24 protein-coding genes and 1 pseudogene are annotated in these 19,700 nt (G+C 44.3%); 15 read left to right on the forward strand and 10 right to left on the reverse strand.

Features of this window, described 5'->3' with window-relative positions; genetic code table 11:
* Entirely contained in the window at positions 1-315 is a 315-nt protein-coding gene (locus AC5W2J_RS09635) for an HNH endonuclease (RefSeq protein WP_496059254.1), read from the forward strand.
* A gap of 20 nt (positions 316-335) precedes the next feature.
* On the opposite strand, the gene AC5W2J_RS09640 is transcribed toward AC5W2J_RS09635, so the two are convergent.
* Together AC5W2J_RS09640 and AC5W2J_RS09645 are read right to left on the reverse strand one after the other, a co-directional pair.
* Positions 336-761 (reverse strand): GNAT family N-acetyltransferase, encoded by a 426-nt coding sequence (locus tag AC5W2J_RS09640; RefSeq protein ID WP_496059255.1) that lies wholly within the window; start codon positions 759-761, stop codon positions 336-338.
* Between the two features lie 18 nt (positions 762-779).
* Positions 780-1,505 carry an alpha/beta hydrolase gene (locus tag AC5W2J_RS09645; RefSeq protein ID WP_496059256.1) on the reverse strand — a complete coding sequence of 242 codons (726 nt, stop codon included), beginning with the start codon at positions 1,503-1,505 and terminating at the stop codon, positions 780-782.
* 114 nt (positions 1,506-1,619) lie between these two features.
* On the opposite strand from AC5W2J_RS09645, the gene AC5W2J_RS09650 reads away from it, so the two are divergent.
* Both AC5W2J_RS09650 and AC5W2J_RS09655 read left to right on the forward strand, forming a co-directional pair.
* The gene (locus tag AC5W2J_RS09650) at positions 1,620-2,171 is read left to right on the forward strand and encodes a phosphatidylglycerophosphatase A family protein (RefSeq protein WP_496059257.1); all 552 of its coding nucleotides are present in this window, start codon (positions 1,620-1,622) and stop codon (positions 2,169-2,171) included.
* 175 nt (positions 2,172-2,346) lie between these two features.
* The gene (locus AC5W2J_RS09655) at positions 2,347-2,532 is read left to right on the forward strand and encodes a hypothetical protein (RefSeq protein ID WP_120192434.1); all 186 of its coding nucleotides are present in this window, start codon (positions 2,347-2,349) and stop codon (positions 2,530-2,532) included.
* A 127-nt stretch (positions 2,533-2,659) separates the two neighbouring features.
* Here the strand turns inward: AC5W2J_RS09655 and fumC are convergent, their stop codons facing one another.
* A complete protein-coding gene (fumC, locus tag AC5W2J_RS09660; RefSeq protein WP_496059258.1) occupies positions 2,660-4,048 on the reverse strand; it encodes a class II fumarate hydratase in 1,389 nt (462 codons plus the stop codon).
* A 183-nt stretch (positions 4,049-4,231) separates the two neighbouring features.
* Between fumC and AC5W2J_RS09665 the strand changes: the two genes are divergently transcribed.
* Together AC5W2J_RS09665 and AC5W2J_RS09670 are read left to right on the forward strand one after the other, a co-directional pair.
* Positions 4,232-5,077 carry a 50S ribosomal protein L11 methyltransferase gene (locus tag AC5W2J_RS09665; protein WP_496059259.1) on the forward strand — a complete coding sequence of 282 codons (846 nt, stop codon included), beginning with the start codon at positions 4,232-4,234 and terminating at the stop codon, positions 5,075-5,077.
* 1 nt (position 5,078) lies between these two features.
* On the forward strand, positions 5,079-6,041 hold the full coding sequence (locus AC5W2J_RS09670) for a 2-hydroxyacid dehydrogenase (RefSeq protein WP_496059260.1): 963 nt from the start codon (positions 5,079-5,081) through the stop codon (positions 6,039-6,041).
* A 78-nt stretch (positions 6,042-6,119) separates the two neighbouring features.
* On the opposite strand, the gene AC5W2J_RS09675 is transcribed toward AC5W2J_RS09670, so the two are convergent.
* Positions 6,120-7,466 (reverse strand): alanine/glycine:cation symporter family protein, encoded by a 1,347-nt coding sequence (locus AC5W2J_RS09675; RefSeq protein WP_496059261.1) that lies wholly within the window; start codon positions 7,464-7,466, stop codon positions 6,120-6,122.
* A gap of 269 nt (positions 7,467-7,735) precedes the next feature.
* Between AC5W2J_RS09675 and AC5W2J_RS09680 the strand changes: the two genes are divergently transcribed.
* A complete protein-coding gene (locus AC5W2J_RS09680) occupies positions 7,736-8,290 on the forward strand; it encodes an NADPH-dependent FMN reductase (RefSeq protein ID WP_496059262.1) in 555 nt (184 codons plus the stop codon).
* Positions 8,291-8,332: 42 nt separating this feature from the next.
* Here AC5W2J_RS09680 and mbcS read toward each other — a convergent pair whose 3' ends face one another.
* Both mbcS and AC5W2J_RS09690 read right to left on the reverse strand, forming a co-directional pair.
* Positions 8,333-9,907 (reverse strand): acyl-CoA synthetase MbcS, encoded by a 1,575-nt coding sequence (mbcS, locus tag AC5W2J_RS09685; RefSeq protein ID WP_496059263.1) that lies wholly within the window; start codon positions 9,905-9,907, stop codon positions 8,333-8,335.
* A 147-nt stretch (positions 9,908-10,054) separates the two neighbouring features.
* Complete coding sequence (locus AC5W2J_RS09690; protein WP_496059264.1) at positions 10,055-10,438, reverse strand: hypothetical protein; 384 nt, start codon at positions 10,436-10,438, stop codon at positions 10,055-10,057.
* Positions 10,439-10,623: 185 nt separating this feature from the next.
* On the opposite strand from AC5W2J_RS09690, the gene AC5W2J_RS09695 reads away from it, so the two are divergent.
* Positions 10,624-10,956 (forward strand): metal-sulfur cluster assembly factor, encoded by a 333-nt coding sequence (locus tag AC5W2J_RS09695; RefSeq protein WP_496059265.1) that lies wholly within the window; start codon positions 10,624-10,626, stop codon positions 10,954-10,956.
* Positions 10,957-11,058: 102 nt separating this feature from the next.
* Here AC5W2J_RS09695 and AC5W2J_RS09700 read toward each other — a convergent pair whose 3' ends face one another.
* Both AC5W2J_RS09700 and AC5W2J_RS09705 read right to left on the reverse strand, forming a co-directional pair.
* The gene (locus tag AC5W2J_RS09700; RefSeq protein WP_496059266.1) at positions 11,059-11,205 is read right to left on the reverse strand and encodes a hypothetical protein; all 147 of its coding nucleotides are present in this window, start codon (positions 11,203-11,205) and stop codon (positions 11,059-11,061) included.
* Between the two features lie 63 nt (positions 11,206-11,268).
* Positions 11,269-12,495: a DNA polymerase IV gene (locus AC5W2J_RS09705; RefSeq protein WP_496059267.1), complete on the reverse strand. Its 1,227-nt coding sequence runs from the start codon at positions 12,493-12,495 to the stop codon at positions 11,269-11,271.
* 147 nt (positions 12,496-12,642) lie between these two features.
* On the opposite strand from AC5W2J_RS09705, the gene AC5W2J_RS09710 reads away from it, so the two are divergent.
* From AC5W2J_RS09710 to AC5W2J_RS09735, 6 genes and pseudogenes are all read left to right on the forward strand, one after another.
* A complete protein-coding gene (locus AC5W2J_RS09710; RefSeq protein WP_496059268.1) occupies positions 12,643-12,837 on the forward strand; it encodes a hypothetical protein in 195 nt (64 codons plus the stop codon).
* A gap of 21 nt (positions 12,838-12,858) precedes the next feature.
* Positions 12,859-13,107: pseudogene (locus AC5W2J_RS09715) on the forward strand (OsmC family protein); the annotation flags it as partial.
* A gap of 213 nt (positions 13,108-13,320) precedes the next feature.
* Positions 13,321-14,259, forward strand: a complete 939-nt coding sequence (locus tag AC5W2J_RS09720) for a YsnF/AvaK domain-containing protein (RefSeq protein ID WP_496059269.1) — start codon at positions 13,321-13,323, stop codon at positions 14,257-14,259.
* A gap of 195 nt (positions 14,260-14,454) precedes the next feature.
* Positions 14,455-15,636, forward strand: a complete 1,182-nt coding sequence (purT, locus tag AC5W2J_RS09725; protein WP_496059270.1) for a formate-dependent phosphoribosylglycinamide formyltransferase — start codon at positions 14,455-14,457, stop codon at positions 15,634-15,636.
* Between the two features lie 103 nt (positions 15,637-15,739).
* Complete coding sequence (locus AC5W2J_RS09730; RefSeq protein WP_496059271.1) at positions 15,740-15,934, forward strand: hypothetical protein; 195 nt, start codon at positions 15,740-15,742, stop codon at positions 15,932-15,934.
* A 68-nt stretch (positions 15,935-16,002) separates the two neighbouring features.
* Positions 16,003-16,188, forward strand: a complete 186-nt coding sequence (locus tag AC5W2J_RS09735; RefSeq protein ID WP_496059272.1) for a hypothetical protein — start codon at positions 16,003-16,005, stop codon at positions 16,186-16,188.
* Here the strand turns inward: AC5W2J_RS09735 and AC5W2J_RS09740 are convergent.
* Positions 16,185-17,006: a YihY/virulence factor BrkB family protein gene (locus AC5W2J_RS09740; RefSeq protein WP_496059273.1), complete on the reverse strand. Its 822-nt coding sequence runs from the start codon at positions 17,004-17,006 to the stop codon at positions 16,185-16,187. The two genes, AC5W2J_RS09735 and AC5W2J_RS09740, sit on opposite strands and share 4 nt — an antisense overlap.
* 348 nt (positions 17,007-17,354) lie before the next feature.
* On the opposite strand from AC5W2J_RS09740, the gene AC5W2J_RS09745 reads away from it, so the two are divergent.
* Both AC5W2J_RS09745 and AC5W2J_RS09750 read left to right on the forward strand, forming a co-directional pair.
* On the forward strand, positions 17,355-18,017 hold the full coding sequence (locus AC5W2J_RS09745; protein ID WP_496059274.1) for a M50 family metallopeptidase: 663 nt from the start codon (positions 17,355-17,357) through the stop codon (positions 18,015-18,017).
* Between the two features lie 322 nt (positions 18,018-18,339).
* Positions 18,340-19,284, forward strand: a complete 945-nt coding sequence (locus AC5W2J_RS09750; protein WP_496059275.1) for a nucleoside hydrolase — start codon at positions 18,340-18,342, stop codon at positions 19,282-19,284.
* Positions 19,285-19,322: 38 nt separating this feature from the next.
* Here the strand turns inward: AC5W2J_RS09750 and AC5W2J_RS09755 are convergent, their stop codons facing one another.
* Positions 19,323-19,667 carry a hypothetical protein gene (locus AC5W2J_RS09755; RefSeq protein WP_496059276.1) on the reverse strand — a complete coding sequence of 115 codons (345 nt, stop codon included), beginning with the start codon at positions 19,665-19,667 and terminating at the stop codon, positions 19,323-19,325.
* Positions 19,668-19,700 lie beyond the last annotated feature (33 nt).

The following is a 19,700-nucleotide window of genomic DNA, read 5'->3' on the forward strand; positions in this document are numbered from 1 at the left end:
ATGGCACGAAAAAAAGACAAACAGGGTAGTTGTGAACTCTGTGGAAGAGAAGTGGACGAGCGCACGGTTCATCATCTGACTCCTAAAGACAGAGGAGGTGCCCACAAAGAAACGGCTTTATTGTGCAGAGCGTGCCACCGCCAGATTCATGCGCTGTTTACGAATAAAGAGCTTGCTGACCGTTACGATACACTGGAAAAATTAAAAAGTGAGGAGCAGATGCATCGTTTTTTAAAGTGGATCCGCCGGCAGTCTCCTCACAAAAAAGTAAAGGTAAGAACCGCTTCTCAAAAGAACAGCCGCTTTCTTCCTTGATAGGAAAAAGCGGCTGTTTGTTATAGTGGTTTGGTCATCGCCACATGAGGGATGCCGGCATCGATAAAAATGTCAGATGTAATCGTATAGCCAAGCTTTTCATAAAAGGGCACAGCCTGGGTCTGGGCATGCAGTTTTGCTTCTGCAAACTGCTGCTCTTTCCCGAGTGCTTCAATAGCGTTCATAATATAGCGCCCCGCTCCTGTCTTTCTGTAAGCGGCCAGCACGCAAATACGTTCTACCTTTATGAAACCACTGCCTTTACGCATTCGTCCTGCCCCGATAGGTCTGCTGTCTTCGTAGGCAACAAAGTGAACGGATTCTTGTTCGAATTCATCAATTTCTTCTTCAGGAGGTACGTTCTGCTCTTCTACAAATACGGCATGTCGAACAGAAAATGCGTCATCCAGCTGTTTTTTTGTTTCGACTGTTTCTATAACGACCATAGGACGATCCTTCTTTCTTTAAGAGGGTGTAATATCATACATAAAACGAAGAGCTGGGAGCATATCTGCTTCCCATACTTTCCAGAAGTGGCCGCCGTCTAACTCTTTATAACGGTAACGGGACCCTTGGGTTTCCAATATTTCAGCAAGCTTTCGGTTTGGCTCTAAAAAATCCTCATACGTGCCGTTTGTTGTTTTAACTGTATGCTCTTCGAGGCCGATCGTATGATAAATATCAAAGTGAGCCATATTTTCAGCTTTTTCCACTTCTGTTGCTACGTTGTCATCGCTGTAGGGAGAATGCATCACAACCCGTGAAAAAGTGTTCGGATAGCGGACAGCGGCCCGCAGAGAGACGGTAGCGGCGAGGGAATCGCCAAGCAGCGTCCGGCCGTGGGAAAGATTCCAGGTTTGATATGTTTTATCTAAAAAAGGAAGAAGTTCCTTAACGATAAACGTTAGGTAGTCTTCGCTTTTTTCGCTTTTAGGGTGATACCATTCGCGGCGTTGTCTGACAGAAGGATAGGGCACACCGACAACAATAGTCTGTCTGGCACCTTCTTTCATCGCCGTTTCCATATGTTCAGCTATCTTTCCGAGTTTAAAATAATCACGTCCATCTTGGGTTATTGCCAAATGATACGTGTAAAGCGGGTTGTAGTGAGCCGGAAGATAAACATACAGTTCAAATGTATGATCTAAAATAGCACTGTGCAGGGTAAGTCGTTCTGTTGTACCGTTCATTAAAACAATCCTTTCCAGTAAGATGTATCGTTCAGCAGTCCTATTGTATCACAGCATTTAACCAAAGCGCAGGCTCTATTGATATGTTAAAATAGGTAAAAGGAGGCATCCGTTATGAAAAAACCTGTATCATGCGACGTAGTTGAAAACGCTGCGAGAGAAGCATTAAAAAAACGGGGTGTCCTAATTGACGACATCGCTGAAATTGTTTACGAAATGCAGGCCAAATATTCACCGAATCTAACGATGGACGATTGTTACGAGAGTGCCGATGCAGTTTTGTGCAAGCGCGAAATTCAGCACGCGGTTCTTGTTGGTATCGAATTGGATATGCTTACCGAGAAAAAACAGCTGTCTGAGCCGCTGCAATCATTAATTGAGTCAGATGAGGGTTTATTCGGCGTAGATGAAACCGTTGCTTTAGGTTCCGTGTTTGGATTTGGAAGTATTGCGGTAACAACATTTGGGTATTTGGATAAAGAAAAAAAAGGCATCATTAAAAAACTCGATAACAACAAAGATGAAGTACACACATTTTTGGATGACCTGGTAGCCAGCATCGCAGCAAGTGCATCCGCGAGACTTGCTCACCGTTTGAGAGACCGTGAAGAAAATAAACGCAAAGACCAGATCAAAAAACGCGAAGATGAAGAGCTTATAGGATAGATTAAAAAACCGGCCGGGCCGGTTTTTTTGCTGTTTTAAGAGAAATACAGATAAACCCTGAAGAAACATTTGATGATTTTTCCGATGGAATCCGCTACAATATGAATAATAACCAATCCCACCATACCTGCTTATACAGCATTTAAATATAATAAATAAAGGAGTCGGCGATAACGTGAATGCACATCAACCACGCTGGATATACTGGAAAGAAACATTCCGCTCAAAATTCCAGGCTGGATGCCTGAAAGCAAAGCTTGAGGATAATTGGAAAGAAGGATATGAACTCGGTCCTTCTGTAGAAGTAAGGAAATTAAAAACAAACCGTTACGTTGTCCGCTATACTTATGATGAAGCATAATACATAAGTGAAGCAGTTCTTTTACGTAATACCTTTGTATTAACTTATAAAAGAGGCCTGAATGCACATGCATTCAGGCCTCTTTGTAGTTTAACACTGATTTCACATACAGTATTATCTTTACATATTATTCTTTAGGCGTAACCATTTTGGCCGGATCTACGAATTCTTCAAACTGTTCCTCTGTCAGCAGTCCGCTTTCCAGAACTGCTTCTTTCAGCGTCTGTCCTTTAACATGAGCGCTTTTCGCTATTTTTGCTGCATTTTCGTAGCCGATATGCGGGTTAAGCGCTGTAACGAGCATAAGAGACTGGCGAAGGTGTTCTTCAATATTTTCGTGGTTCGGCTCAATGCCGACGGCACACTTTTCATTGAAAGAAATCATCGAATCTGCAAGAAGGTAAGCAGACTGCAGGAAGTTGTAGATAATAACCGGCTTAAATACATTAAGCTCAAAATTTCCCTGACTGGCGGCAAATCCGATAGCGGCATCATTGCCCATAACCTGGGTCGCTACCATAGTCATTGCTTCACTTTGTGTAGGATTCACTTTACCCGGCATAATAGAACTGCCCGGCTCATTTGCGGGGATGGAAAGTTCTCCGATACCGCAGCGTGGACCGCTGGAGAGCCAACGTACGTCATTGGCAATTTTCATTAAGTCAGCGGCCAATGCTTTTAAAGCGCCGTGGGCATAGGTCGTTTCATCATGACTCGTTAAAGAGTGGAATTTATTCGGTGCCGAGCGAAACGCGGTGCCGGTAATAGTGGAGATTTCTTCTGCGACATATTCTCCAAACTTAGGATGGGCATTAATGCCTGTTCCAACGGCAGTACCGCCGATAGCCAGATCTTTCACGTGATCAATGCTTTCCAGAATCATCTGTTCGCAGCGTTCGAGCATTCTGTGCCAGCCGCTGATTTCCTGGCCGAGTGTGAGCGGGGTCGCATCCTGAAGATGAGTCCGGCCGATTTTAATAATATCATCAAACGCTTTCATTTTTTCTTCAAAGGTTCCTTTTAAAACGTTTAAAGCAGAAATCAGATCTTTTTCTACTTTCAAAACAGCTGCAATATGCATCGCTGTTGGGAATGTATCGTTGGAGCTTTGGGAACGGTTTACATCATCGTTAGGGTGAACGGTAAATTCAGATCCTTTTGCTTTCAGAAGCTCGGTAGCTCTTCTGGCAAGAACTTCGTTCATGTTCATATTGGACTGTGTGCCGCTGCCCGTCTGCCACACGACAAGTGGGAAATGATCATCAAGCTTGCCGGATGTCACTTCTTCGGCGGCTGCTGAAATAGCATCTGCTTTTTCGGGCTCTATTTTTTCCAGACGTTTATTTGCCAGAGCCGCTGCCTTTTTCAAAATAGCAAAAGCATGTACGACTTCAATAGGCATCTGCTCTTTGCCAATTTTAAAATTTTCGATGCTTCGCTGTGTCTGGGCGCCCCAGTGCTTATCAGCCGGCACCTGCATTTCTCCAATAGTATCTGATTCGGTTCTAAATTCCATGTGTGTCCCTCCTGGGTAGCTTGAATTCTAGTTCAGTTCAAAATCACCTGCTCTTATAGAGTACCTAAAAACCGGGGAAAAAAGAAAGAGAAATCCTGTATTTTCTTTCAAATTCTTTAAGAATCATGAGAAAATGATAAAAGGACAGATAGAATCTGCGAAACACTGGAAAGGAAGAGGACAATGTGGAAAATAACAGTTAGTCCGGAAAAAGAAGAAGAGACGGTGCACCGGCTGAATGAGGCCGGACTGTATTCCTTTTTCATACAAGAAGCAATTTGTGTAACAAAAGACTTTGATGGGTACAGCTACATAAAAGATACCAAAGGAAGCCAGCTGTTGTTTATCGACGATCAGGCCCATCCGGAAGCTTCTTTCATCGCTGAAGTGCTGGACATTCCAAGGGAAGAGATAGACTGGGAAGAATCGGACACTGATGTTGAAGAGTATAAAGATCTTCCTATTGTAAATGGATGGGAACTGCAGTATCCTCCATTTAAAAACCGGCATGAAAAAAGTATCTGCCTGGATCCACAGGGTGCTTTCGGTACCGGCCTTCACGGAACGACTATTGATATGCTTTCCGTCATCGTAGAGGAAGAGCCGGCACCAGCCGTTGTATTGGACGCCGGAACCGGCTCCGGTATTTTAGCTGTAGGCGCTGCATTAAGAGGGGCGGAAGTGGATGCATTCGATATTCAGCCGGTAGCCAGGGAGGTTATGAGCCAGGCAGCTTTAAACGAGGTAGCAAAACAAATCCGCGTATATGAGAAAGATCTGCTGTCTGAAACGCTGCCGCGCAAAAGCTATGACTGGATAGTAGTCAATATTGGCGCCAGCTTCAGCATAGAAATGCTCATGTATTTGAAAAAACACAATATCCGCTTTAATAAACTGGCCGTATCCGGAATAGTGGAATGGTCGGTGGAGGCGGTAGAGCAGGCTTGCCGGCTTGCCGGTCTGGAGAAAGCAAAACATAAGGTGTCAGGAGAATGGCATACAATGCTTTGGAAAAAGAGAGGGGTATAACATGAAGCCATATGTATTTATTGCCAGAAAAATGCCGGAAGAAATTGTTGATAAACTAGCGGAGAAGTGCAAAGTTAGCATGTGGGAGAAAGAAGAAGAGCCGGTACCCGAAGGCAGGCTCTTTGAAGAATGCCGGAAAGCAGATGCTGTTTTCTGCACGATTACAGAAGCAATGACAGGGGATCTGCTGAGACAGTCGCCAAATCTGAAAGTGATTGCGACGATGGCTGTCGGTTTTAATAATATTGATACAGATACAGCCGCTGAACTTGGCATCAAGGTAGCCCATACGCCGGAAGTGCTTACAGAAACAACAGCGGATTTAACATTTGCCCTGCTTATGGCTGCGGCCAGACGGATCGAAGAGGCTGCTCTTTCCATTAAACAGGACAAATGGAGCTCCTGGTCTCCCTTTCATTTAACCGGCCGGGACGTGTTTGGCGCCACGCTTGGCATTATCGGAATGGGACGGATAGGAGAAGCCGTGGCGAGACGGGCTAATGGATTTGATATGAACGTTCTCTATTATAACCGTTCCCGGAAAATAGAAGCAGAAGATCGTCTCGGCGTGAGGTATACCGAGAAAAAAGAGCTCTTGGAAAAGGCAGATTTTCTCTGCGTAATGGCTCCTTATTCTAAAGAAACGCATCATATGATTGGAAAAGAAGCGTTCACGCGGATGAAACAAACCGCCATCTTGATTAATACTTCCCGCGGCGGCGTTGTAGATGAAGAAGCTTTGTATGACGCGCTGCAAAACGGTGAAATTACTGGGGCGGGTCTCGATGTGTTTGAACAGGAGCCGATCGGCTCTACACATCCGTTACTGAAGCTGCAAAACGTCACCGCCACCCCTCATATAGGCAGTGCCAGCGTGAAAACACGAATGGCCATGGCTCATATGACAGCAGATCACATCCTGCAGGCGCTGACAGGAGAAGAATTGACGCACCCGGTAGTGTAAATCCTTCCCGGGTAAAACAAAAAAGATGCCGGTTATCAATAGTTGATAACCGGCATCTTTTTGATAAGGCAGTTTGTGTTATTTTGCCATTCGTTCTTCTTCTCGTTTTTTCTTCAGGAATATTTTTGTTTCCGCTACGACAACACCAGAAAGGAGGAGCAGGCCAATTAAGTTCGGCACAGCCATTAAACCGTTCATGATATCAGCTAAAGCCCAAACCGTATCGAGCTGTAGAACGGCTCCAACAAAAACGGCTACAACATACAAAAGCCTGTATGTCATAATAGCTCTGGACGTTTTAAACAAGTAGTATACAGAGCGTTCGCCGTAATAGGACCAGCCGAGTATCGTGGAATAAGCAAAGAATACTAACCCAATCGCAACGATAGTGGCTCCAATAGGTCCTAAAAAGAACTCAAAGGTCGCGGAAGTCAGTGCGGCCCCGTCAGCCCCATCTAAATACATGCCTCCCATTACAAGCGTTACGCCGGTAATCGAACAGATAACAATGGTATCAATAAATACCTGGGTCATAGATACGAGCGCCTGGCGTCCCGGATAATCGGTTTTGGCAGCCGCTGCGGCAATAGGAGCGGAACCAAGACCTGCTTCGTTTGAGAACACCCCTCGGGCTACACCGTATTGGATAGCGACACCAACGGCACCACCAGCAGCAGCCTGGCCGGTAAAGGCGTCAGATAGGATGAGCCATACAGCGCCCGGGATCAACTCCAGGTTTAATATAAGAATAATAAGTCCGGCAGTAACATAAAATAAAGCCATGAATGGTACGATAAAACCTACGACGCGTCCGATGGATTTAATCCCGCCTAAAATAACAAAAGCAGTAAAAAACATAAGAACAAGACCGGTAATCCATACAGGAACCGCCCAGTTCTCCTGCAGCACGTCAGCTACAGAGTTGGACTGTACAGTATTTCCTATACCAAAAGAGGCGATGGCGGCAAAAACAGCGAACAAAACGGCCAGCCATTTCCATCCCAATCCTTTTTCAATATAATACATAGGGCCGCCGGCCATTTGACCGTTGGCATCTTTAACACGGTATTTTACAGCAAGAATAGCTTCCGCATATTTTGTTGCCATACCGACTAATGCAGAAATCCACATCCAGAATACAGCTCCGGGCCCACCAATAACAACTGCGGTAGCAACCCCTGCTATGTTACCTGTACCTATTGTTGCTGCAAGAGCGGTCATCAAGGATTGAAAGTGGGAAATATCCCCTTCGGATTTCTTATCCTGATTTTTTGTGAAAGCTGTCTTTAATGCGTAGGGCAGCATCGTAAACTGAAGAAAGGACAACCGGATAGTAAGATAAATACCTGTTCCAACCAACAAAATAAGAAGGGGAGGACCCCAGACATATCCGCCGACGGTTGCTAAAAAATCGTTAATTCCCAACTATAACCCTCCTATGTATTATTTATTTCTATTTAACGGGCCATTTGGGTAAAATACTATGTAGGCCCGTAGGAATAGCGGTAATTGTGATATTATTCAGATAAAGTGATTAGAACAAATTAAGTATAGCAGATGACTATTATCATAACAAAGAAATTTTTGCAATATATGGTACCTTGTTACTATTTCTTTCATAGTTTTTTTCAATCAGCATTGTTGCGGGGCAGAATGTAAATCTGTAATGTAGAAATGACGGGAGGAATGTAAAAATGAAAATAAAAATCGCTGCAATTGCCGGGAGTCTTCGCAAAGAATCTTTAAACAAAAAAGTGCTGCATCACATGATAGAACAGGCAGACAGCAAAGTAGAGTATGAATGGATTGATCTGGCAGATATTCCTCTTTTTAATGCGGATGAAGAAGTAGGCGGAGATCCCGACCACCCGGCCGAAATGAAAAAAAAGCTCAAACAGGCAGACGGTATATTGATCGTAAGTCCGGAATACAGCCACGGCATGCCGGGAGTTATGAAGAATGCGCTGGATTGGGCGGGCAGTGTAACAAATGAAAACGTTCTGGATAAAAAGCCTGCCTTTGTTTTAGGTGCTTCTCCTACCATTCTGGGCACGGCTTTAGGACAAGTACAGATAAAGCAGACGCTGGCTGCGTGCGGCAGTCTGGTATTGCAGCAGCCGGAAGTATTTATAGGCGCTGCTCCTAAAAAAATCGATGACAACGGAGTTATTACGGATGAACGGCTTCAGAGGACGTTAAAAAAAGCGGAAGCTGCTTTTATTGAATGGATCAAACAACAGCAGACATAAAAAAAAGCAGAACCCCTGCAGGGGTTCTGCTTTTTTTGTGACCTAGCGGCTCTGCTTGCGCAGGTCCACTCTTCTGATTTTACCAGACGTGGTTTTTGGCAGTTCTTCTATAAATTCAATGCGACGCGGGTATTTGTAAGGCGCTGTCATTTGTTTAACATGGTTCTGCAGCTCTAGTACAAAATGATCTTTATCCGCTGGCTGATCACCTTTTATAACAACAAATGCTTTTACGATATTTCCTCTGACTTCGTCAGGGGCAGCCACAACGGCGCATTCCTGCACCTGTGGATGCTTAAGAAGAGCGTCTTCGACCTCGAATGGCCCAATCGTATAGCCGGAGCTGATAATAATATCATCACTGCGGCCTTCAAACCAGTAATAACCGTCCTCATCCATAGAGGCCTGATCTCCTGTTAAATACCAGTCGCCTCTGAATGAGCCTGCTGTTCTTTCCGCATCTCTGTAGTAATGTTTAAAAAGAGCCGGGCAGTCTTTATGCACCGCAATATCGCCTACTTCTCCGATGCCGGCAGGTTCAGCCATATCATTAATAATAGCGACCGGATTCCCGGGTGTCGGCTTGCCCATCGAGCCGGGCTTTACGTCCATACCTAAAAGTGTTCCGACCAGAAGGGTATTTTCTGTCTGCCCGTAACCATCTCTTACGTCTACATTAAAAGCCTGTTTAAACGCTTCAATCACTGGTCGGTTCAACGGCTCTCCGGCTGATACGGTGCTCCGGAGATGAGGGAGGCTGTATGAGCCAAGGTTGTCGACTTTTGCCATTAAGCGGTACTCGGTAGGCGTGCAGCAAAGTACTTGAATATTCTCTTCCTGCAGAAGCTGTAAATAAGTATCCGGCTTAAATCCGCCATGATAAACAAAAGCAGTAGCCCCAAGCATAACGGTAGAAAGAAATGGGCTCCATACCCACTTCTGCCATCCCGGCGCTGCAGTGGCCCAGACGATATCATTTTCCCTGACACCAAGCCATTCTTTAGCTGCAGTCCTTACGTGGGCATATGCCCAGGCATGAGTATGGATAACGCCTTTAGGATTTCCGGTTGTACCGGAAGTGTAGGATAAAAAGGCTACATCACTGCTGTTTGTATCTGCTGTAGGAAGATTCTTTTCTTTTGTTTCAGCAAGGGCATCTGCGTGAAGCCATCCGTCCACCGCACCTCCAAGGGTCATCTTAAACTGCAGGTGAGGCAGCTCTTCAGTGATAGCATCCACTTCTTCTGTCGAATGATGATGTGCGATAATTCCGACAGCTTCAGAGTGATGGAGACGATAAATCAGATCTTTGGAACGAAGCATTTCCGAACTCGGAATAGCGACCGCTCCGACTTTCAAGCAGGCAAGATACATCATATAAGCTTCTGGAAGCCTCGGAACAATAATAAGGATTTTATCGCCTTTTTCTATTCCCTGCTCGAGAAGCACCCCGGCAAACTGGCTGGCTTTTTCCAACAGGGTTTTGTAGGAAACATCACGCCGTTCTTTTTTTTCGTTCATCCACCGAATGGCGGTTTTCTGATCATCATTTTTGTATGCGTCCAGCTCATTTACGATATTGTATTGAGCCGGTGCAAGTAGATCCTCTCTCTTCATATGTGCGGCCTCCTTTAGTGGAATTAATGCAAGTATACTAGAATAGGTAAAAGAAAGGTAGAGAATAATGAACACCTGTTCATTTGTATAAAGAAAAAAGAAAACAACTGAGTAATTAGCTGCTTTCTATTGAAAGTATTCGTGATACTAATTACATGGAGCTTTAAGCGGCTGTCCTCCATGTGTGCTGCGCTCCACAATGGTATAACGGGCAACATGTATATTATTTCTGCGCAGCATCCGAATAGCGAGGTTTTTTGAAACCTTGTCTGGAGCTATTAGAAAAACATGCTGCTTTTCAATAGTAGGGAGATACCTTTTTAAATACGGATAAGGAAGCACCTGTGCCTCGGATACCGGATTGTGTGCGGCATCCTGATATTCCCGGATATCTAATATAACAGTATCTCCTGAAAGAAGAGCCTTGTCCGGGAGATCGGTGCAGGATGCCCGGCCGGCTGGAACCCATCGGGCCGATAAGTGATAAGCGGCCGCGAGGCCAAGGATAATAGCAGTAATCCATAGCAGCATGCTGGTTTGTTCTCCTTTCATTAAGGAATAAGTGCAAAATACAAATGCAGGCTTTTAAAGTACATGATGAAGTATACTATAAATAAGCCGGTATTGAACAGTTATCTGCTGGCCAAAAGCAGGAATTTGTTCTATTCAGCTGGATTTTGTTATACTTTTTGTAGAAAGAACGGGAGGTAGATAACATGACAGATGAAAAACAGGAAATGATTGACCGCGTCTATGCAGAACTCGAAAACGTTATTGACCCGGAACTGGATATTGATATAGTCAATTTAGGCTTAATATACAATGTAGACCTTGATAATGAAAACAATGTTAAAATCACCATGACATTAACCGCGATGGGATGTCCTTTAGCAGCCACGATAGTAAGCGACATAAAAAGCTCGCTGGAAGAGCTGCAGGAATTCGGTGAAATCAAAGAAGTCGACGTCGACATTGTATGGAGCCCGCAGTGGGATAAGAGCATGATGTCCCGTTACGCAAAAATTGCGTTAGGAGTTCACGAATCGTAAGAAACAAAAGAAAGCCAGGCAGCCGCCTGGCTTTTTCTATGGAAAGATATGGTGCGGTTACATCGCTTAAATGTAATATAAAAATGAGGGCGGTCATACAAATCAGCGGATAATTTTACGAATCAATCTTCCGGCCTGTCTTCCAATAAGACGGCGGGCAATTCTTTTTCCTATGGTACCGTTGCGGACGGCCTGGGCATCACCCATCGTTCTTGATGCCCTGAAAAGCAGACGGCTCAGTTTATGCATACAAATTCCTCCCTTAGCGGCTGATGTCTACTTATACCACCTTTTATAATAGAAGAAACAAAATTATTTATAATGGCCGCCGATTTTTTTGGCACGAATCACAGCCTGTCCGGCAGGAGAAAGAGAGGAAGCGTAGAGAACGGCATCCATTCCGTACTTATCTTTCAGCTGATCAATGGTATGATACAGAACTTCCGGAACCTCTTCACTGTTAAATAAACTTAATTGCTTATACTCATCCGGCTGAAGGGCACTCAAGGAAATACCGAGGCTTCTAATCGGGGTGCCGTCCCAGTAATCTTTAAATAAAGCGGACGCTGTTTTAAAGATAACCTTCCCGCTGTTCGTCGGTTCAAAAAGGCGCTGCTGCCGCTGGAAAGACCGTGGAAACCCATGTTCCTGCCCGACGGCTCCTGTACTGACTACCTGCCCTAAGGAGGCCTGCTGCCTGCACCGTCTGCTTACTTCTTCACTCAGTTCCCGAAGCACTACTTTGACTTCCGACCAGTGGTAATAATCGCGCGGCAGAGTCATATGATGGCCGATGGATTTTCTTTTTTGATGAGTAGCAGGGGAAACCGGGGAAGCGTCCCGGCCGTGTGCGGTCTGCCAAAGCAGTTCTCCGTTAATACCCCATCTTTTCTTTAAGTCGCGGAGCGGAAAACCGGCCAGCTGGCCGATGGTACGAATTCCCATATTAAGAAGGTGCGCTTCCATCCGGCTGCCTACGCTGAACAATTTTCTTATTGGAAGAGGCCACAGCTGTTCGGCGACATTAGCATCGCATAAAACAGCGGTACCTGTTTCGTTTTCTTTCGCAAAATGATCGCAGGCCATCTTGGCATAAACCTTTGTCGGGCCAATGCCAATACGGGCCTGAACGCCAATTTCCCGAAGCAGGCGCTGCTTTATGTGCCGGGCAAGCAGTTCAGCTTTTTCGTAAGACATGGCGGGAAGATCAAGAAATATTTCATCAATACTGTAAGGCTCGACGGCCGTGCTGTACTGCTCCAGAAAAGTGGAAATCGTAACGGATACATCAACGTAAAACTGCATATGGGGCTTGAGTATATGTACGTGCGGACACTTGTACTGCGCCTGCCAGATTGGTTCCGCGGTTTGAATCCCGTAGGATTTAGCAGTCGGACAGGCAGCTAAAATAACACCACTCCGAATAGAAGGGTCTCCGGCAACCACGACAGGCTGTTCTGTTAATAAAGGATGGGCCAGCTTTTCCAGGTTGGCATAAAAAGACTGCATATCGATTAAAAAAATAATCCGCTCATCCACCGCGCAGCACCCCTTTTCCGATATGGAATAGAAACGTTTGTTCGTATAAAAGTATAGACTACTTTATCAGCAGAAAAAAGAGGCTATGCTTAAAAGAATGATAAAAAGGGAACAGTTGATCATCACCAAATTCAAGGAGGGAAATCCATGAATAAGCCTATTGAATTAACGACAATTAATATTGAGCAGCATGAACCGCCTCACCGTAAAGCTTATATTGAAGGATTCGAGGAGCCGTTTCATTACGGCGTGCATGGAGGAGTGAAAGAGTTTTACGGTGTTTCTCCTGAAACCGAATATCCATCAACACTCGATCATATTGTTGCCTCAGCAGGAGGCTGACTTACCGGCACTTTATCCGGCGCGCTGGATGCGCGCGGTATACCACCTTATCCGAATAAATTAAAAGCTGTTGCCAAAGGAACAATTGAAGCGCCGGAAGGCGTACTGAAAATCACAAAAATTGACGTCCATTTTGAACTAAGCATTCCGGCAGGCAAAAAAGAGCCGGCTGAAAGAGCGCTTCAAGTGTTTGACAGAGGCTGTCCGGTAGCGCAGACATTAAATGGATGCATTGACTTCCGCTATACATGGGACATAACGGAAGAGTAACAGCTGTTCGAGGTTCTCCTATAAAAAAGGAGGACCTTTTTATGCTTTACTAGGCCGTAGGATAGAGATTGTTTCCAGAAGGAATAGTCTTTTGTCTTGAGTTTGCTGTGATACAAGAGAATTTAGTTTCAAAAAGCCTTAGAAGGGAAGGTAAACCATAGCATACTAAATAAAGAACAAACAGGTACCTACATTAAACGGAGGTTTTATAAAATGGAAACAAGAGTAATTGGATCTTACCAGAACGAACAACAGGCTATTGGTGCAGTAGCCGGACTAAAAGAACAAGGACTTGAATCAAATGATATTTCGATTGTATTAAACAACAAAGACAGCGCTGCTTATCTTTCTAAAGAAACAGGAGCAAATATTCATTTAGAACATACAAAAGAAGGCAGCAGCGGCAGAGGTCTTGTAGAGAACTTAAAAGAAGCGCTCTCTCCGGAACATCAGGCAGAAGAATCAGATGTCACCTTAATCCGTCTTGGGCTTACAGGAGAAGAGGCTGAAAAATACGACACGGACATTAGAGAAGGCAATATTATTGTCGTGGCTCACGAAGGCACAGCCGTTACATCGAGAAGCTTTACCGAACATACAGCGACTGCGTCATCAGCACAGGAAAAAGAAACGCATACAACAGAAAAAAGATCTCCATCTTTAAAAGCGGTCCCATCCGAGAGCAGACCTGCAGCAGCACAGCCTTCGGAAACAGCTTCTGCAAAACGTGAAGGCGATGCAGAAACAGAAGAACAGCAGGCCCTGCGTCTGCATGAAGAAAAGCTGGATGTGAGCAAGAAAAAGGTAGAAAAAGGCGAAGTAGAAGTTAGAAAAGAAGTAGTAGAAGTTGAAAAAACGATTAAAGTACCGGTACAGCGTGAAGAAGTGTATATTGAAAGACGCGCGGTTTCCGAAGCAGATCAAGATGCAACAGGCACAAAAATCGGAGAATTTTCAGATGAGTCCGAAGAAATCCGGGTGCCTATTGTAGAAGAACAAATTGAAATCAAAAAAACGCCGGTCGTAACAGACGAAGTTGTAGTCGGCAAAAGAAAGTACCAGGAAACAGAGGAAACAACTGAAAAAGTAAAGCGTGAAGAAGCCCGTATTGAAGGGGAAGAAAATATTAAGCCGGAAAACAGAGAGAAGTAATAGAACAGAAACTGCCTGTAATGAGGGATAGTCCTCCTTGCAGGCAGTTTTTTTGCATGTAAGGAGAAAAACACGATATAGCCCCTCAAAAACGAATAATAAGTAAATAATTTTAAAATTTGTTCGTATTCTTGTTGAAAAAAACACAGAACAGGTTGTAAGATGGGAAGGACTACGATTTCTGGGAGGAAACGCATGAATATAGGAGCACCTTTACAACAAAAAGGAATAAAGTTAATGATTTTAGGATCCGGTGAACTCGGAAAAGAAGTTATTTTGGAGGCCCAGCGTTTAGGTATAGAAACGATCGCCGTGGACAGGTATGATGGAGCTCCGGCAATGCAGACTGCCCACCGCTCTTACGTCATTAATATGCTTGAAGGCGACAAATTAAAAGAAATTGTACGCTGGGAAAAACCGGACTACATTGTTCCTGAGATTGAAGCGCTGGCAACAGAAGCGTTGATTGAGCTCGAAGAAGAGGGGTTTCACGTTATTCCAACAGCCAGAGCTGCCCATTTGACGATGGATCGGGAAGGCATCCGCCGTCTGGCAAGTGAAGAACTGGGGATACCTACAGCTTCTTATCAATTTGCAGATAATCTGGAAGAACTTGAACTGGCAGTAAAAGAAATCGGCACGCCCTGCGTGATTAAACCAGTGATGAGTTCTTCAGGGAAAGGGCAGACCGTGTGCCGTTCTGAGTCAGACGCAGAAAACTCCTGGGAGGAGGCGGTCGGCAGTGGAAGAGGCAAGAAAAATCGAGTGATTGTCGAATCGTTTATTCCCTTCGAGTCGGAGATTACACTATTAACCGTCCAGTCTGTTTCCGGCACGTCTTATTGTGAACCTATTGGACACGAGCAGAAGGATGGAGACTATATTCAGTCCTGGCAGCCTCACCCAATGCCTGGTTCCCAGCTGGAAGAAGCAAAAAGAATAGCTGAAAAAGTAACCGCTGCTTTAGGCGGGTACGGATTGTTTGGCGTGGAGCTCTTTTTGACGAAAGACGGCGTATATTTTAGTGAAGTATCGCCTCGTCCCCATGATACCGGAATGGTGACGCTGGCTACCCAGCATTTATCAGAATTTGCCCTTCATGTCCGTGCCGTGCTCGGTCTTCCGATTGAAGATATTGTATTTCACCGTGCCGGGGCTTCTTATGCAGTGAAGGCTGAAAAAGAATCCAAAAACTATCATATTGAAGGTGCCGCGGAAGCGCTGCGAACCGCGGAAACCGAGCTTCGGATTTTTGGGAAGCCGGAAACAAAGCCGGGACGGCGGATGGCTGTAACAATAAGCCTCGGCGCCGATGTGGAGGAAGCTAAACGGCGTTCTAAACAGGCAGCAGAAAAAATAACCATTGTGGAAGAATGATATTGCAATCAAAACGTAATAGTATTTTTTGTTATAAGGTCTTCTTCTCTTAAAAATATGTGGTATTGTAAAAGCATAATCGAGCAGAATGGGAGAGGAACACATGCTTAAATCAATATCAGCTCTGGGCCTGGCTGTCGTAATCAGCGCAGCAAGTGCAGCAGGAGCATCTACAGTAACCGCTTTGGAAAAAGATGGCGACAAGAATATAAAGCAGGCAGCGGAAAGCGTTCCTTACGAAGTGGATGTTGATATTTCATCGGATGAAATAACTGCTTCTGCCAAGAAAAAACTATAAATAGACGAAAACCCCCGCGTTCCAGAGGAACATGGGGGTTTTGGCCATACAGGGAAAGGAAGAGGCCTGTGGATGTTGAACAAAAGTATCACTGTTGTGCTACGTGCAGATGGTTCCGGATAGAAAAAAAGCCCGGGCAGCCTTCGCTGAAAAGCTGCGTCCGGCTTGGATTTGAAACAAAGCCGCACTACCAATTCAACTGCTGGGATCCGCGGGAAGACATTAAACAGAGGATAGCGGAAGAAAGCTCCTAGGAAAAAGAACGCTCGGAGCGGAAAAGTTTGCTGTGGCGGTGCAGAATAGCGTTCACTTCGCCGCCTATAATAAATGTAAAACCGGTTAAATACAGCCAGAGCATTAAGACGATGATACCGCCGAGACTGCCGTAAGTAGCCGAGAAGTTTCCGAAATTCGAAATGTAGATGGAGAAGCCGAAGCTGACTCCCTGCCACAGGATGGTTGCTACGAGCGCCCCGGGGATAACGTGGCGGAGCGGAAAACGCATCGACGTGGCAAAGTAGTAAAGAAAAGACAGCATGGTGGAAACAATAATAATTAACAGCGTCCATCTGAACACATTAAGCAGTAAGGCGGTACCCTGTTCAATATTGAGCCAGTTGGTCAGCGTTTCAATAATCAAGTTGCCGAATACGGACAATACTAATGTAACCACAAGCGCAAGAATCAAGGCAAGGGTCAGCGCGATGGAAAGCAGGCGCATCATAATAAAAGAACGGGTTTCTTCTAAATTAAAGGCTGTGTTGGCGGCTTCCATAAAGGCATTTACCCCGTTCGAAGCTGTCCATATCGTGCCGATAATGCCAAAAGTAAGCAGCCCTCCCTGAGGAGTTGTAATAACATCAATAACGTTATCCTGTATCAGCTGTAAAAAAGATTCGGGAAGCGCACTGCCAAGTAGTTCAAATACCTGATCAACATCAAGATTGAGGTAAGGGAGAATAGATAAAACAAGTATGATCATAGGAAATAAAGACAAAAGATAGAAAAAAGCCTGCTGGGCGGCAAGGCCTGCAGCCCGGTCATTTATTATTTCCTGAATCAGTATTTTCATAAAGTGAAAAAAACGGCCCATAATGGCTTTCTCCTCCTGCTGTATTAAAAAATAAACGCATTGATGATAATTATTCGACAAAATCAGCAATAAGGGTTTTAAAGGGCTGATTAATAGGGAATACGTTAATAGTGCCTATTATAGAAGGGGTGAAGAATATGATTAGAACGATTTTAATGATTGTTGGACTTGTAGTAGTAATTAGTATCATCCTATCGTTTATCTAAATGATATAAAATTATGTATAATGACATCATGAATAATATCATACTTAAAAGTTCCCTAATCGTTTAGGGAGCTTTTTCATATAGAAAAAAATAGAAGAGAGGGCCGCTTATGTATGAAGGAATGCTCGTATTATTTCTGCTCGGATTCACAGCGATGCTGCTGCGTCTCCCTGTTCTTGGTTCTTTTTTATCATTATTTCATACATTGATCCATGAAAACGGCCATGTGGCAGCAGCCAAATGGACGGGCGGCAGAGCCCATGCTGTCTCGTTGTTTTACAACCGCAGCGGCCTGGCTTTGACGAGCCACCAGGGGAAAGTAGGAGCCGTGCTTACAATCGTGGCAGGGTATGTATTTGCTTCTGTAGTGAGTGTCCTGTACATTTACGCTTTAATGATGCAGTGGTACACACCGATGATGATTGCACTGTGTTTACTGCTTCTCTACAATATCATGTTTCTTGTAAAGAACATAGTTGGCATCCTTTGGCTTGTTAGTGTATTTTTATTAATTGGCGTTTTGTATGTGAATCAGGCGTATGAAGCGAGCGTTTATCTGCTGTACATTATTGGCGCTACACTTCTTGTTCAGGCTTTTTTATCGAGTTTATTTGTATGGAAAATGAGCAGATATCATGCTGCAGCTTCCGGAGATGCCGTTCTTCTTGAAAAAGCTACCAGAATCCCGGCTTCTTTTTGGGGGTTTTTCTTTTTTGGGCAGGGAACGGTGTGCTTTATCGCGGGAACATGGATGCTGATAAGAGAGGGACTGCCTTTTTTATAAAAAGCATCTTGATGCTGATAAAGAAAAAGCTTCCACCTTAAGGCGGAAGCTTTTTATATTGTATTTAATTCATCAAAAGGAACGTTCCAAGACCTATAATAATGAGAATAATAAATGCTATAATCATGTAAGTCGTTAATCTGCTCATGTCATCACCCGAACTTTCTATAAGGAAGTTACTGCATCACTGTAATGATATAAATATATCCCTATATTATAGCGTATATGCAGAAATCAAATAAGAAATTTTCTTATATTTAGAAAAAGTTTCGAAAAATGTCATAAAAAAGATATAATAGAGTCACAAAATGAGGTGATTAGTATGAAAAGCTCAAGAAAAATTATTATGGATATGGATCCGGGGCATGATGACGCAATGGCTCTCATTGTGGCGGCTGCCTCCCCGGTGCTTGATATTCAGGCGATTACTACTGTCTCCGGAAATGTTTCAGTAGACAAAACAACAACTAATGCCCGGCGTATCTGCGACTTGATTGGGCTTAGTCATGTGCCGGTGTATAAAGGAGCCTCCAGGCCGCTTTTCCGCACGCCGGAGGCTGCTGCGGAAACCATCCATGGTGAATCGGGTCTGGACGGCCCTGAGCTTCCGGACCACCCGAAAAAAACCATTGAAAAAGAGCATGCATCAGATGCGATTATACATATTGTGCAGCAGTCAAAGACGCCTATAACGCTTGTTCCTACCGGACCGCTCACGAATATTGCGCTTGCGCTTATAAAAGAACCGTCTATTGCGGGCAATATAGAAGAAATTGTATTAATGGGAGGCGGTACTTTCGGCAATTGGACTCCTACAGCTGAATTTAATATATATGCTGATGCAGAAGCAGCGAAAGTCGTTTTTGAAAGCGGCGTTTCTATCGCTGTATTTGGTCTGGATGTGACGCATCAGGCACTAATTACATCGGAGATTCAGCAGTATATAAGCAGCCGCCATCATCCGACCGGCCGATTTGTGTTCGATATGCTGGATTTTTTTATGGAAGCCTACAACAGCACATTTCAAATGAAAGGGGCACCGCTTCATGATGTCTGCACGGTCGCTTATTTAATTGATCCTGAGATGTTTACAATGGAGCATGTCCACGTTGGTATTGAAACAGCCGGCGAATATACATACGGCGCTACTGTGATTGACCTGCTGCATGTTACCGGAAGAAAGCCGAATGCCTGGTTTGCCAGAACTCTTCAGCCGGAGGCTTTGTGGGAGCTTATCAAAGAAGCAGTGGATTCGTATGAACAATAAAAAAAAGAGACTGCCGTGGCGGTCTCTTTTTGAAACAATTAGTATAAAGAAAAATTCCCTGCCCGTATGTCTGATTTCATTGATAGTTTTTTAGCCTGGACGACTTTATAGTAAGATTCCAGAATGCCAATCTCGCGGTAAATTTCATCCCGCGTTGTTTCCGGTTTAAGAAGACCGGACCAGAATACAGCGCCGATATCACTTTGAAATAACAGGGTGAATTTTTTCTGGCGGTTAAACATATCCGATTCCTCATCAAAGTCAAGAATGTTAGACCCTCTTGCATCTACTAAATGAAGAAGAATAAGACCTTTAGCGTCTACATCCTTAGCTTCTCTAATATATGTTTTAAAGTCTTCAAACGTTTTAATTTCAATATACAAGAATGACACCTCCATGGTTGCTGTACTGCATAT

It is taken from the genome of Sinobaca sp. SA16-1 (assembly GCF_059510515.1).